The sequence below is a fragment of the Skermanella pratensis genome, assembly GCF_008843145.1.
In the GTDB taxonomy this organism is placed as follows: Bacteria; Pseudomonadota; Alphaproteobacteria; order Azospirillales; family Azospirillaceae; genus Skermanella; species Skermanella pratensis.
Genome location: NZ_CP030265.1, coordinates 4,846,488 through 4,859,609, shown reverse-complemented (window position 1 = coordinate 4,859,609; position 13,122 = coordinate 4,846,488). Strand labels below are relative to the sequence as shown.

The window sequence follows — 13,122 nt, the reverse complement described above, 5'->3', positions numbered from 1 at the left end:
CGTCAGGCCCCCTCGCCGAAGGATTCGCCCGCGACCTCGACCAGGTCGCCGCGCCTCTGCAGGGCATCGACCACCCGCCGCCAGTCCTGGCCGGCGGGAAGGTCGAGGGTCACCGTGGTCAGGCCTTCCTCGCCGGAGTGGCTGCCGGTGACGCGCGCCTCGCCGAACCGTTCGCCGATCCCGCGCAGGACGGAGCTTTCGAGCCCCTCGTCCCGTTCGCCCTCGTAGCTGTAGATGATCTTCATCGGAACTCTCCCGGACCGCTATTCGCGCCCGTGGACCTGGGCCGGCGGGCTGGTCGCCTCGACCGCGGTGAAGGGCTCCAGGATCTTGTACATGTGCTTGGCGCCTTTCGGCACGGACCAGCTGTCGCCGGCTTCCAGCCTGACCATCTGGCCTTCGATGTGAAGCTCCGCGCTGCCGGAGATGACGTACCCGACCGTCTCGTAGTCCCGCGCCGTCGGCTCCTTGGCGTCGGCCCGGGAAGGCTGCTCGTCCTGCCACAGGCGCATCGACAGGCTTTTGCCCGACGCCAGATACTTCTGGCCCATCTCGCCCCTGGGCGAACTGGCGGAGTGGACCTTCATCACGGTGGTGTCGGCCATGGCGCTCTCCTTGAACGGTTGCGGGGGAGGGGTGCGGCCGGCCGAAGCCGGCGCTCCACCCCACGACCCCACAACATCGCCGGCAGGGCGAGGTTCCCCGGCCGGCCGAGGGAACGCTCGCCGCGGCGCCCAGGAACGTCATCTCGAACATGGCGCGGAGATTAGCATAACCGGTCCCCCGACCCGGCGCGCAGTTGCGCCCGCCGGGCCGCTCCCCCACAATCAGGCCTGCAATCTTGGGTGACGGAACGGTCGGGCGGGCACCGACCGAAGGGACGGGCGGCGTAGCGTGATTCATTCCTGGTGCGTAATCCTGCTGATCTGCGCCGTCTTCGGTATCGGCGGGTTCGAGTTCGTGCTGAGCATGGCCGGGGAGCCGGGGCCGTACGAGGGCGCCGGGCTGGCGGTCACCCTGGCCGTGCCGCCGGCCCTGGCGGGCTTCCTGGCCTTCCGGACCGGGCTGGCGGCGATCGGCCGGCGGTTCGCCGCGCGCACCGACACCGAGCACGAGCAGATCGTCATCCGCATCCTGCTGGTCAGCCTGATCCTGGCCTATGTGCTGGTGCTGGTGCTGGCAGAGGGCACGGCCGGCCATCTGGTCCGATCGGTGCTGATCCTGCCGACCGTGTTCGCCGGGTCCTGGCTGCTGCTGGTCCACCTGATGCTGGAACCGGCGCCGTCGGTGCCGCGCCGGGCGGTCGGCAACCTGCTCGACATGTCGATGGTCAGCGCCTTCCTCCATGTCGGCGGGGCCATGGCGGCGCCCTGGTACCTGATCTACCTGTGGGTCACCTTCGGCAACGGCTTCCGCTACGGTCCCCGTTTCCTGATGTCGTCGGCGGTGCTGGGCGCCGCCGGGTTCGCCTGGGTGATCCACGTGACGCCGTTCTGGCTGGAGATCCCCCATGTCGCCTATGGCCTGCTGGCGGCGCTGGTGGTGCTGCCGGCCTATGTCGCCCGGCTGATCCGGCAGCTTACCGAGGCGAAGGTCCAGGCCGAGGCGGCCAACCGCGCCAAGGGCCGGTTCCTGGCGACGGTCAGCCACGAGCTTCGCACGCCGCTGACCGCGATCATCGGCATGGGCGACATGATGATGGGGACGAAGCTGGACGGCGAGCAGCGCGAGATGGCGGCCACCGTCAACGCGTCGGCCAAGCAGCTCCTGTCGCTGATCACCGACGTGCTGGATTTCTCCCAACTGGAGGAAGCCAAGCTCACCATCGATTCCGGCCCTTTCGACCTGCACCGCGTGCTCTACGCCACGCGCCTGATGCTGCGCGGGCAGGCCAGGTCGAAGCGGCTGGCCCTCCGGCTGGTGGTCGGCGCCGACGTGCCGCGGGCGGTGGTCGGGGACGGAAGGCGGCTCCAGCAGGCGCTGACCAACCTGCTGGCCAACGCGGTCAAGTTCACCGAGAGCGGCGACGTGACCCTGTCGGTGCGCGTGATCCGGTCCGTCCATGAGCGGGGCGGGCACCGCGCGGTCCTGGAGTTCCGGGTGGCCGACACCGGGATCGGCATCGCGCCGCAGCACCTGGACCGCATCTTCGACCGCTTCACCCAGGCCGAGGACGACATCAACCGGCGCTACGGCGGCACCGGCCTCGGGCTGGCGATCTCGCGCCAGCTGGTCGAGCTGATGGGCGGCACGATCAGCGTGTCCAGCGAGCTTCACCGCGGCAGCGAGTTCTGGATCACCCTCCCCTTCGCGACCCGGTGCGCGGCGCCGCCATCCGGCCATGCGGTGGCGCCGCTGCCGGTCCTGGCCGGGGCGCCGGACCGGGTCTCGGCGATCCGCTCGGCCCTGAAGGGGGAGTGGGACGGCATCGCCGATGCGCTGGACGCCGAAGCGCGGCTGGCCGCGGCGCTGCGGGACGACGCGGCGCTTCCCGTGCTGCTGATCCCGCTCGACGCGCTGGACGACCCGGCCAACGCGCTGGAAGCCTGGCTGGAGAGCGCCGCCGGCGTGGAGCGCGCCGTCGTGGTGCTGGTCGGCGCCACCCCGCTCGAAGCGAGCCGGCGCGCCCGAGGCTGGCGGGCGGAGCTGGTGCTGAGCTGTTCCGACGAGCCGGGGCAGGTCGCGCAGGCGCTGGACACGGCGCGGGCGCTGGCCGCGGCCGCCGCGGGCGCGTCCGGTGCCGGCGAGCCGGGGCCGTCCGGACGGCGCTGCCGCATCCTGGTCGCGGAGGACAACGCGATCAACCGGCGGGTGATCGAGAAGATCCTCCAGCGGGCGGGTCATGACGCCGTCTTCGCGGCCGACGGCGACGAGGCGCTGGACCTGCTGGACCACAACCGCTTCGATATCGTCCTGATGGACATGAACATGCCGGCGGTCAGCGGCCTGGACGTCGCCCGGATGTACCGGTTCACCCACACCGACCGGCCCCACCTGCCGATCGTGGCCCTGACCGCGGAGGCGACCGAGGCGGCGCGGCGCCAATGCGCGGAAGCCGGCATGGACGCTTTCCTGACCAAGCCGGTCGATCCCGGCGCGCTGTTCGCCACCATCGCCCGGCTGGTCGACGGCGGAACCCGGGCCGTTGGGCCGCTTCCGGCCCGGACCGATCCCGCGGCCGTGGCCGAACCGGGACCCGGCCTGGACGAGCCGAGCATCGACACCGCGGCGCTGGACAAGCTGCGGTCGGTCGACGACGACCCGGCGTTCGTGGCACAGATCGCCCGCGAGTTCCTGAACGACGCGGAGGAGCTGGTGGACGAGCTGGAGCATGCCTGGGCGTCCGGCGACCTCCACGCCTTCAAGGATCACGCGCATTCGCTGCGCAGCAGCGCGTCCTATGTCGGCGCGGCACCCATGGTGCGCCTGCTGCTGTCCTGCCGCGACCTGTCGCGCGAAGAACTGGCGGAAGAGGGATACCGGCGCGTGAAGGACATCCAGGCGGAGTTCGTCCGCGTTCGGGCGGCGCTGCGGGAGCTGGCGTGACGGGGGCGGGAGCGGGGCCGGGGCGGGACGGTCACGCGGCCAAGCCGGCCTCGACCACCTTCAGGCGCAGGGCCAGCTCGGCCCAGGACAGGCCGGCGACCTCGTCGGGCAGGTCGTCCAGCAGGTCGGCGGGGAGATCCTCCAGGAATTCGGGGGGAAGCCCGGCCGCCAAGGCTTCGATCAGTCCCGCGGGCAGTTCGGGAGCGGGAGCGGGAGCGGCGGCGGGGTCACCGTCCGGAACCGGCGGAAGGTCATCCTTGGTCACTGCCGGGGCCTCGAGGTCCTGAGGGACCGCGTCCATCCACTCCATCGGGTCGGGGGCCATGTCCGCGACGCCCGCGTCGGGCGACTGGCGCTCGCCGTGGAAGTGGTGGGCGATCCGGCGGTCCTGGATGACGCCGAACAGCTTGAGCTGGAACTCCACCGCCCGCATGGCGATGCCCGGCTTCTTCGCTTCCACGGCGTCGGCGATGATCGTCTCCATCACCTCCGCGGCGCGGTCGAGGCGGGACTGGTGGAACGCCCGCCGTTCGGCGCGGAGCGCGTCGATGCGGACGCGGATCTCCTCCCGGCCCAGCAGGAAATGGCCCCGCTGCTTCGCGCCGCGCGGAGAATAGCCGGCGCGGCGCGCGGCCTCCGCCGCCGACGCGCCGGCGGCGATCTCCTCGCAGAAGAGTTCCTGTCGGACGGCGAGCCGGGGAGCGGGGGCGTTCATGGCGTGGCTTTCGTTCGGCGGTGGTCGGTGAAGGATGTTAATCCTATTATAGGTGTCCATGTCAAGGTCATAGGAACGCACCGGGAATATCGGGCGGGAGGCCGGGAGGGGGTGGCATCCCGCGTACCGCGGACGTCGGAGATTTATCGCTTTACGGCGAGCAGTCTATGCGTTTAGTGGTAAGCCTTCCGGGAATCTGATGGAGTGCGCGGGTCATGGTGGTGTTCGGGTCGCTGACGGTGGAAACCTTCCGGAGCGAGGTCGGAAACATGTTCTGGGTGGATACCGTGCCCAAGCCGGTCAGGATCAAGCTGATCCGCCTGAAGGAGGGCGTGCCGACGCTGCGCGATTTCCGCATTCCCTTCTCGCTGATCTTCGCCAGCCCGCGCGACACGCTGCTGCTGGAAGGCACCTACGATTTCAAGAGCGAGAGCGGGCGGGAGTTCCGGCAGGTCTTCATGGCGCCGATCCAGTCCAGCGGACCGATGCAGGAATACCAGGTCCTCCATAACTGACAGGCGCGGAGGCCGGGTCAGCGCAGCGCCGGGGGCAGCCATTCCAGCGGGATCATCGGCGAATCGGGCGTCATCGGAAGCTCGGTCACGCCCAGCCGGGCATAGAGCCGGCGCGCCGGATTGTGCGGGGCGACGGAGGCCCGCGCGATCTTCCCGCAGCGGATCGCCTCGGCGAAGATGACATCCTTGATCACGAGCCTTCCGCCGCCCACGCCTTTCCGCCCCGGCAGCATCGCCAGGTCGTGGAGCAGGATCTGGTCCGGCGGGTTGGAGAAGATCAGGCGGCCGACCGGCTCGCCGTCGCACTCGATGATCCACTGTTCCAGGTCGGGATAGAGATGCCGCCAGTTGTAGAGCTGCGAGACATGCTGCTGGCGGAGCAGGAAGTCCTTCTGGTGCTGCGGCAGGGGCATGCCGTCGAAATCCAGCGCCTTGGACGCCACGAAGATGCGGAAGAGCAGCGCCTCGTCTTCCGGCCGCTCGGGCCGCAGGGTCAGGCCGGGCCTGGTGGTCAGGATTCGATCGCCATCGCGGATCATGCGGGAGAACCCTTTGGTTCGAAGCTTCGGAAAGCTGGAGTAATATGCCTTTAGGGGTATAATGACGGAACGTTACACTTCCGGAAGGAGTTCCGCCATGACTGAATCCGCCGCCGCCCCAGTTGCCGCCCCGGCCGCCGTCCCCGCCGCCGATATCTTTACCCTGGAGGTCTTCACGCCGTGGATCGGGAAGGAGTTCTCGATCCTGCACCCGAACGTTTCCGCCGACTTCAAGCTGAGGCTGACCAACGCCTACGATCCCAGCAAGGGGGCGTCCCACCCCAAGTTCCGCAAGCCGCTGACCCTCCGGTTCCGGGGCCGGCCGACCCGATCCTGCTGGAAGGCTTCTACGATATCGAGGCGGAGGGCACGGGCGTGCTGGGCCTCCACATCGTTCCGACCCTGACGCCGGACCGCGAGGAGAACGGCATGGGCTATCACGTGGCCTTCAACTGACCGGCGGCCGGGCCGCCGCTCCCCGGGGGAGAGCGGCGGCCCGGGAGCGTCGGGTCACGGACGGGTCGGATAGATGCCGTTGGTCGCGATGACATAGTACATCACGAGGAACGGCTCCCGGATGCTGAACGGGGTGGCGCTGGTACCCTGGTTGGGGCCGACGGTCAGGCCGGTGAGCGAGACGGTGCCGGTGCCGATCGGGGTGGCGGTGGGGGTGCCGGCCGGGGCATAGATATTGACCGGCTTGTTCTCGGAGATGGAGGGGTCGTCATAGTTGGCGGTCGCCAGCACGTTGCCATTGCCGGGTCCCGGAAGAGTCGCTTGCCCTGACGAACCCATGATGCTCACCGTCGCCGTCGCCGACCCGCCGGTCAGCGGATGGACGTGCGGGGCCAGCGGAACGTTGGCGGTGGACAGCGTCGCGGTGTTGCTGCCGCCCTTGGTACCGGGGAGGTACTGGGACACGCTACCATTGAGGTTCAGGATGCCCTGGCCGACGATGGTCCGGCCCTGAAGGTCGGGCAGATTGAAGTTCTGGCTCTGGGACCCGCCGAAAGTGGTGCCAAGCAGCGAGTACAGGGCGGAGTACTGGTTGACCGGAAGATTCTGCCCCTGGCAGGTCTGCCAGTCCTGGGGAGCGAACTGGAACGCGACGGGCATCACTGTGCCCATATACGGATCGGACATGGTCGACTCTTCCTTCCTGGTGCGATGACGAAGCTTCGCGGGTATGCCCCGCGGGGTGTCCGCCGTTTCCCCCCATCGGATCCCGAGCCGCCGGATCGTGGCAGCCTCCCAGCCTCCTCCGAAAGGCATGGGACCCGAGCCATGGCTATCCGAAATCCCGTCCGGATTGAATCGATAAAGCGCCGAAAAAGGAGAATCGATATCGTACTATGCTCGTAAATGGAGGTAGACGATGCCCTGGCGCCAATCAACGGTACTATCGTATGTCGCGGTGGCGTCGGGAGGCCCGGTCTGGCTGGCCCGGCGGGCCGGCGAAAGGGTGGCCTGCCTCGACTCGGAGCGCGCCGGCCGGTACCGGCGGAACTTTTCCACCGGCCGAATCCCCCGCATTAGTGAAGAATTAGTTCTTTCGATATAGGCAGTTGGGAGGAGCAAGCGCGGGGCAGCAGCCGAAAAGGTGGCCGGCATGAATGGATGGGCATCCATGGACATCAAGTATTTCAAGAAACAGGTGGGCAATATCTTCGTGGCGGCAGCCATCCCGAGGCCGGTCGAGCTGAGGCTGATCAGGGTCAGGGAAGGGGAGGAGGATTTCGAAACCTCCCACGTGCCGTTCACGCTGACCTTCGCCAACCCATCGGAGGAACGGCTTTCGCCGGGCATTTACCAGCTGACGAGCGAGGACGGGCTGGAATTCGCCTATGTTGCTCTGATCCCGGTCGCCCGGACCGAACCGGTGCAGCAATATCTGGCGGAGTTCACCTGACGGGGAGCCGCCCCTTTGCCGCAAGGGCTTGATTGGGGTGGCGGGCACGCCGTCAAAGCGTGAACTGTCGCATGCGGGGATGGGGCCCCCGGTGACGATCGCCGACAAGACCGACGTGATCGTCATCCGGCCGGAGGCCCGGTGCTGCTGGTGCATCTGATCGGAGGCATGGACGGAAACCGGCAGGACGTGAACGGGAAGCCACGGGTGTCCGGTACGGTTATTGCTGAAACAATCGGAAGGGGGTTTTTCCGTCAGAGCGTTCCTCCCCTTACCTTCATGACCGGGCTTGACCCACGGCTGTCCGGCACGGTTGTTGCTAATCAACTATTGAGAACATTCCAGGCGACTGTTTTCTCCTTTGGCTCGTCATCTGCGGGCTTGACCCGCGGATCTCAAGGCACAGAGGCTTCGATGCTTCCCGCGAAAGATGGCCGGATCAAGTCCGGCCGTGACGAAAACGGAGTGCTTCTGCCCGCGATTAACCCTTTCCCGTAATAGGCAATCACCGTGCCGGACAGCCGTGGACTTGATCCGGGTATCTCACCGCACGGCGGCGCTGATGGAGTCCGCAAGCGATGACCGGGTCAAGCCCGGTCATGACGATGAGGGGAGGAGCGCCCCACCAGAAAAGCGTCCACTGGTTGAGGCGGCAATTACCGTGCCGGACAGCTGCGGATCAAGTTCGGTCATGACGATCAGGAGCTTTAAGGCTTTCCGGTAAAGTATCTCCTGATTTAGTAGGCGATTACCCTGCCGTACAGCCGTGACCGGAATCTGAACATCCTGCTCGCCCACATGGGATTGACGGAATAGCCCGTTGGTTGGTCAACCCTCGGCCCAACGTTTAAGGTGCCGGTCCGCGTGGCGAACCCGCGCTCCCCGTTACGCTGTCTTTCTCCCGGCGACCAGTGTTGCGCCATGGGCGCAACTACGAGCGGCAAGGCGAAAGTGTCGCGGTGGCAGGCATGCAATGACGTGGCACGCTGCCGCCATGGAATACCGGCGCGATCGGACCCCGGGCGGGACGTATTTCTTCACCGTAGTGACCTATGGGCGGCCGCTATTCGAAGATCCAGCGGCGGTCGAACTCCTGCGCGGAGCCTTCCGCATAGTGATGAGCCACCGGCCGTTCCAAATCGGGGCAAGCGTCGTCCTGCCGGATCATCTGCACATGATCTGGACGCTGCCGGAAGGCGACTCGGACTATTCCATGCGCTGGAACGCGATCAAGGGCCGCTTCACCGCTTTGCTTCCCTCGCATCTACGTCCCGACCCGTCGAAGGCCCGGACGAGACGCGACGAACAGGCGGTGTGGCAGCGCCGGTTCTGGGAGCATCGAGTTCGCGACGAAGCCGATTACGAGCGGTGCGTCGCATACATCAATGGGAACCCGGTCAAGCACGGGTTGGTATCCGCCCCGGCCGATTGGCCCCATTCAAGCATCCACCGCCGGCCAACGTCGTAGGTTGCGCCCATGGCGCAACACCCACACCGGCGCTGTGATCATTCCAGCCAATTCTCGACCCGCAGGCCCGATACCCGCGAAAATTCCCGTGTATTGGCGGTAACAAGGGTCAGCCCAAGCGCCATCGCATGCGCGGCGATCAGCAGGTCGTTCCCCCCGATCGACAGGCCGGCCCGCTCCAGCTCGCACCTTATCCTGCCGTAGTCGCCATCGGCCGGGACGTCGAACGGCAGCACCGGTATCACGCCCAGGATTTCGTCGACCTTCCGGGTCAACTTGGGCGAAGCCTTTCTTGCACAACCGTATCGAAGCTCCCCCGCGACGACGATGCTTGTGCAGAGGGCCTTGTCGCCGACCGACATGATGCGATGGGCGGCTTTGCCGGCCGGGTTCCTGATCAGGTCGGAAACGATGTTCGTGTCGAGCATGTAAAGGGGTGCGGTCAAAATACGTCCTCGGGTTTCACCGGTTCGTCGGTGACCTCGGGAAGCTCTTCGTCCAAGGGTTCCCATGTGGCGAGAAGGGCGAGAAGTCCATGCCTCGGCACTGGTTCAAGAACGAGCCTGTCGCCGTCACGGTGCATGATGGCCTCGTCGCCGGGCAGTTCAAACTCGACCGGTATTCTGACCGCCTGATTCCGGCCATTCCGGAAAAGGCGGACATGCCGCGAAGCGGGTTGCATTTTTCACCTCAATGATCAGGAAGATGGCCTATGGCAGCATATGCTTGCGCTTTTCCCTGGTGCAACAGGGAAAAGGAGCGGTAGTCGCCCGACGACCAAGGCCGACCACTGTGTGTTGCCAATGCACCTGTCGGGACGAGGTTGGTTGATTCAACTTCCCTCGCATCCACGTCCCGACCGGTCGAACGCCCGGACGAGACGCAACGAACAGGCGGTGTGGCAGCGCCGGTTCCGGGAGCATCGAGTTCGCGACGAAGCCGATTACGAGCGGTGCGTCGCATACATCCATTGGAACCCGGTCAAGCACGGGTTGATATCCGCCCCGGCCGATCGGCCCCATTCAAGCATCCGCCACCGGCAAGCGTCGTAGGTTGCGCCCATGGCGCAACACCCACACCGGCGCCGGGGGCGACCGGCAGGCGGGGACGTGCCGTGTTGCGCCATGGGCGCAACCTACAGGTGACGCCTGGGGTTTGCCGGCATGTCGGCGTTCGCCCCACGGCCGAGGCCGACATATTGCGGGCGGTCTCCAACGGCAGCCTTATCGACGAGGGTCCATCTGTACACCAATTGCAAACGAGAGTATTATACCGAAGAGGTACTCATTGCTGTTAGCGCATGGGTCGAAGAAGTTCGCGTCAGGTGGGGAGGTCGTGATGGGTGTGATGGGACTTGGTCGGCGGGGAAAGCGCGGCGGTCTGACCGGCATGCGGGATCACCTGCACATGTCCACATCCGTCATCGCGCTGGAACCGCGTTTCATGTTCGACGCGGCGGGTGTGGCGACGGCGGTCGATGCGACGGTGCTGGACACGGGAGTTGACCCGCTGTTCGATGGGACTTGGTCAGTTTCGTCGGCGGATAGCGGCCACGGCGGTTTGCTGTGGACTACGCTGAGGCGTTTTGGCGGATGAGATCGGGGAGTCAGGGCACGCGGTCGGCGTCCGGGATATTTAGCCGAGCCCCGAGGTAGTCCCAGAACGAGATGGCGAGCTTGGAGCAGGTTTTCAGTAAACTGAGGAAGGTGTCCCGCGCCTGCTTGCCGGCCGCGGAGCGGGTCTCGCCGGAGATCCTGCGTTTGGTGACGAAGCTGCGGACGTCGTTCTCCGAGCCGTTGGTGTGCAGCGGGATATCTGGCCGGTCGAGGACAAGCAGCAGCTCGTCCTTGTTGGCAAGGGTCCGGGCGACGGCCTCATCGAGTTCGGCAAAGCCGGTGACCCGGGTGAAGATCCGATCGAAGCGCCGCCTCAACGCCGTTCGGCGGATGGCGTTCGGGTCGTCCTTGTAGAGTTTGAGATCGGCGTAGAACCACCAGACCAGCTGGCGCTGCAGCGCGACCTGGCGCTGCTGCTCGTTGGTCACGCAGACGATCCGGCGGAGATGGCGCTCGGCGTGGATCCAGCACAAGGCGTGCTGGAAAACGTCGAACTGACCGGCATCATCGGAGATGATCACGGTGTCGGTCAGCAGGCCGCGGGCGACGATGGCTCCGACCATGGCCGCCTCGGTGACCCGCCGACGATGACCGGCGCCGAAGCCGAAGCTGTCCAGCTGGGCCTGCCACGCCGCATCGTCGGCAAAGCTCCGGGGTCCGGCGGCGAGCAGAGCGGCGACGATGCTTTCCGGCACGCCGTGTTCGACCAGGTAGGCCAGCGCCGTGGCATTGATCACGTAGTCGGGATGGCCGGCACGGAGTAGGTCGAGGAAGTTCAGTCGGCTCTTCGACGGCCGGGTAGCGAACCAGGCGAAGCGGTCATTGCCAATGTGCGTCGTGTACTCGTTGGCCCCAGCGTGGCGGGCGCCGGTATCATCGACCGTCACCCAGGCGGCAGTTGCCAGCCCGGCCTCCAGGATGGCGTCCTTCTCGGCATGGAAAGCATCCTTGTTGGCCGTCAGGAGGGTGATAATCTGACCCTTGGAAATGCGCACGCCCAGGCCTCTCAGCTGGGCGCGCAGGCGCTCCACCGTCACCTGCCCCTGGACGTGCTGCATCAGCACGAAGCGCACGATCCCGGGGCCAAAGTGGCCGCGCACCTCGGGCGGCAGCGGTGCGATGATCTCCTGGCCGTCCGGTGTCACCCAGCGCTCGCGGCGGAAGCGGATGACCTGCGGCGCCAGGATCAGATCCTGCACGGTGAAGGGCTCGAAGCCGCGCCGGCGCGAGCCCGCCGGGGCCTCGATGACAAGGGTGCGCTCCGTGGTCACCGGCGGGGTGCGCCGGCCACTCTGCCGGTTGCGCCGCTGCCGGCGCGCCTCCTTGGTCCTGGCCCGCCTGTCCGGCTCTGTCGCCTTGTCCATGCCGCCCGGTGCCAGCTTCGGTTTCTTCGGTAGATCCTTCAGCTGGGCGTTCTCTGCCCGCAGCTGCTGGTTCTCCTCTTCCAATGTCGATACGCGAACCAGCAGCTCGACCACCAGCTTCTTCAGCTCGGCGAGAGACAGGGCGTCCAAGTCTGGAAGCGGCGCTACGGACATGGCTTAGACAACCATGTCCACCCTCATCATGGGAAGCCCTCACATCACCTCGACACACCCGCCGACCGGGGAAACTGACCAAGTCCTGTTCGATGCCGCCGACGAAGCGGTGGATCAGGCGCTTCTGGATGCGGCGGCGCAGGCGACCGTATCGGACTCCCCGGTGGTCGTTGCCGCTGCAACGGTAGCGCCGGAAACAGCTCAGCAAACGGATCTATCGGCCTCTTTGGTGGGCATCGGCGCAGATGGTGGTCGGCAGCAAATCGTGTTTGTCGATTCGTCGGTGACGGATCACCAGACACTTGTCGATGCCGTCAGTCCCGGAGTTGAAGTCATCGTCCTTGATGGTTCGCGCGATGGCATCGTGCAGATGGCCGAGATTCTGGCCAATCGCTCGGGCCTCGACGGTATTCAGATTTTTAGCCATGGTTGGGACGGGCAGGTACGTCTGGGTACCGTGACCTTGTGGGAAGGGTCGCTCGATCGGTACCGGACCGAGCTGGAGACGATCGGACGTGCGCTGAATGCGGATGGCGACATCCTGTTCTATGGCTGCGATGTCGCCGAGACGGATTATGGCCTCGCCTTCCTCCAACAGGTCAGCGATATCACGGGTGCCGATGTCGCGGCATCGACGGACCGGACTGGAAGTTCGGCACAGGGCGGCGATTGGACGTTGGAAGCCACCATCGGCACGGTGGTTTCGGACATCGGATCGATCGTCACGCTCTCCGCGCTCGATAATTTCTCGGGCGGGCTGGCGACTTATACTGTCACTACCAACGCCGCCAGCGGCGCCGGCAGTTTCCTTGCGGCATACACGTCGGCGAACGTGGTCAGCAGCACCGATTCGATCGTTTTTGACAGCACCACATTCGATCCTGGCTCAAAGACCGTTGCACAAAGAACGATTACGCTTGGCGCCAATCTGGCGACCCTTGTTGCCAGCGTTACGATCGATGGCGATGTCAACGGCGATGATATTCCGGACGTCATAATTAATGGCGGCAACTATGGCGGCCTTACAACTGGCAACGGTACTGGCGGCAACAATGTTGATATCGTACTGAGGAGCTTGGAACTTACTGGTTTTAGTAATAGTGGAACAATTTCCAATCCAGTTGTTGTTAGGCACAATGGCGCAACGGCGGGCGGATCGGTCAGTATATTCGACTCAATAATTTATAGTAATGCGGCAACTACATCCGGTACTAATGGAGCAATAGTAACTGGCGGAACCGCAACTTTAACCATCGACCGAAGTGTATTCCATTCG

At 65.7% G+C, this 13,122-nt stretch carries 16 protein-coding genes and 1 pseudogene; 9 read left to right on the top strand and 8 right to left on the bottom strand.

Annotation, left to right across the window (positions count from 1 at the left end; all coding sequences use genetic code 11):
* Window positions 1-2 precede the first annotated feature (2 nt).
* Window positions 3-245 (bottom strand): hypothetical protein, encoded by a 243-nt coding sequence (locus DPR14_RS22300; RefSeq protein ID WP_158047104.1) that lies wholly within the window; start codon window positions 243-245, stop codon window positions 3-5.
* Between the two features lie 18 nt (window positions 246-263).
* Window positions 264-605: a cupin domain-containing protein gene (locus DPR14_RS22295; protein WP_158047103.1), complete on the bottom strand. Its 342-nt coding sequence runs from the start codon at window positions 603-605 to the stop codon at window positions 264-266.
* Window positions 606-894: 289 nt separating this feature from the next.
* Between DPR14_RS22295 and DPR14_RS22290 the strand changes: the two genes are divergently transcribed.
* Window positions 895-3,546: an ATP-binding protein gene (locus tag DPR14_RS22290; protein ID WP_158047102.1), complete on the top strand. Its 2,652-nt coding sequence runs from the start codon at window positions 895-897 to the stop codon at window positions 3,544-3,546.
* 31 nt (window positions 3,547-3,577) lie between these two features.
* On the opposite strand, the gene DPR14_RS22285 is transcribed toward DPR14_RS22290, so the two are convergent.
* Window positions 3,578-4,261: a terminase small subunit gene (locus DPR14_RS22285; RefSeq protein WP_192499107.1), complete on the bottom strand. Its 684-nt coding sequence runs from the start codon at window positions 4,259-4,261 to the stop codon at window positions 3,578-3,580.
* Between the two features lie 215 nt (window positions 4,262-4,476).
* Between DPR14_RS22285 and DPR14_RS22280 the strand changes: the two genes are divergently transcribed.
* Window positions 4,477-4,776, top strand: a complete 300-nt coding sequence (locus tag DPR14_RS22280) for a DUF6916 family protein (RefSeq protein WP_158047100.1) — start codon at window positions 4,477-4,479, stop codon at window positions 4,774-4,776.
* A gap of 17 nt (window positions 4,777-4,793) precedes the next feature.
* Here the strand turns inward: DPR14_RS22280 and DPR14_RS22275 are convergent, their stop codons facing one another.
* Window positions 4,794-5,315 carry a GNAT family N-acetyltransferase gene (locus DPR14_RS22275; RefSeq protein ID WP_158047099.1) on the bottom strand — a complete coding sequence of 174 codons (522 nt, stop codon included), beginning with the start codon at window positions 5,313-5,315 and terminating at the stop codon, window positions 4,794-4,796.
* A gap of 97 nt (window positions 5,316-5,412) precedes the next feature.
* Here DPR14_RS22275 and DPR14_RS22270 point away from each other — a divergent pair, with 97 nt between their 5' ends.
* Window positions 5,413-5,721, top strand: coding sequence for a hypothetical protein (locus DPR14_RS22270; RefSeq protein ID WP_158047098.1), 309 nt, complete (start codon window positions 5,413-5,415; stop codon window positions 5,719-5,721).
* Between the two features lie 104 nt (window positions 5,722-5,825).
* Here the strand turns inward: DPR14_RS22270 and DPR14_RS22265 are convergent, their stop codons facing one another.
* The gene (locus tag DPR14_RS22265; RefSeq protein ID WP_192499106.1) at window positions 5,826-6,458 is read right to left on the bottom strand and encodes a phage tail protein; all 633 of its coding nucleotides are present in this window, start codon (window positions 6,456-6,458) and stop codon (window positions 5,826-5,828) included.
* A 484-nt stretch (window positions 6,459-6,942) separates the two neighbouring features.
* On the opposite strand from DPR14_RS22265, the gene DPR14_RS22260 reads away from it, so the two are divergent.
* The 3 genes from DPR14_RS22260 to DPR14_RS22250 all read left to right on the top strand — a co-directional run bounded on the left by DPR14_RS22260 (window position 6,943) and on the right by DPR14_RS22250 (window position 8,692).
* Complete coding sequence (locus tag DPR14_RS22260) at window positions 6,943-7,224, top strand: DUF6916 family protein (RefSeq protein ID WP_158047096.1); 282 nt, start codon at window positions 6,943-6,945, stop codon at window positions 7,222-7,224.
* A 141-nt stretch (window positions 7,225-7,365) separates the two neighbouring features.
* A complete protein-coding gene (locus DPR14_RS22255; protein WP_158047095.1) occupies window positions 7,366-7,722 on the top strand; it encodes a hypothetical protein in 357 nt (118 codons plus the stop codon).
* A gap of 496 nt (window positions 7,723-8,218) precedes the next feature.
* On the top strand, window positions 8,219-8,692 hold the full coding sequence (locus DPR14_RS22250; RefSeq protein ID WP_192499105.1) for an REP-associated tyrosine transposase: 474 nt from the start codon (window positions 8,219-8,221) through the stop codon (window positions 8,690-8,692).
* A gap of 38 nt (window positions 8,693-8,730) precedes the next feature.
* On the opposite strand, the gene DPR14_RS22245 is transcribed toward DPR14_RS22250, so the two are convergent.
* A complete protein-coding gene (locus DPR14_RS22245; RefSeq protein ID WP_343038669.1) occupies window positions 8,731-9,138 on the bottom strand; it encodes a type II toxin-antitoxin system VapC family toxin in 408 nt (135 codons plus the stop codon).
* Window positions 9,135-9,296 carry an antitoxin gene (locus DPR14_RS22240; protein WP_425501049.1) on the bottom strand — a complete coding sequence of 54 codons (162 nt, stop codon included), beginning with the start codon at window positions 9,294-9,296 and terminating at the stop codon, window positions 9,135-9,137. Before DPR14_RS22240 ends, DPR14_RS22245 begins: the two co-directional genes overlap by 4 nt.
* Here DPR14_RS22240 and DPR14_RS29180 point away from each other — a divergent pair.
* Together DPR14_RS29180 and DPR14_RS22235 are read left to right on the top strand one after the other, a co-directional pair.
* The gene (locus tag DPR14_RS29180; protein ID WP_425501053.1) at window positions 9,228-9,389 is read left to right on the top strand and encodes a hypothetical protein; all 162 of its coding nucleotides are present in this window, start codon (window positions 9,228-9,230) and stop codon (window positions 9,387-9,389) included. The two genes, DPR14_RS22240 and DPR14_RS29180, sit on opposite strands and share 69 nt — an antisense overlap.
* A gap of 641 nt (window positions 9,390-10,030) precedes the next feature.
* Window positions 10,031-10,288: an LEPR-XLL domain-containing protein gene (locus DPR14_RS22235; protein ID WP_158047092.1), complete on the top strand. Its 258-nt coding sequence runs from the start codon at window positions 10,031-10,033 to the stop codon at window positions 10,286-10,288.
* 10 nt (window positions 10,289-10,298) lie between these two features.
* Here the strand turns inward: DPR14_RS22235 and DPR14_RS22230 are convergent, their stop codons facing one another.
* The gene (locus DPR14_RS22230; RefSeq protein WP_158043840.1) at window positions 10,299-11,846 is read right to left on the bottom strand and encodes an IS66 family transposase; all 1,548 of its coding nucleotides are present in this window, start codon (window positions 11,844-11,846) and stop codon (window positions 10,299-10,301) included.
* Between the two features lie 13 nt (window positions 11,847-11,859).
* Between DPR14_RS22230 and DPR14_RS29175 the strand changes: the two are divergent.
* Window positions 11,860-12,540: pseudogene (locus DPR14_RS29175) on the top strand (DUF4347 domain-containing protein); the annotation flags it as partial.
* Between the last annotated feature and the right edge of the window lie 582 nt (window positions 12,541-13,122).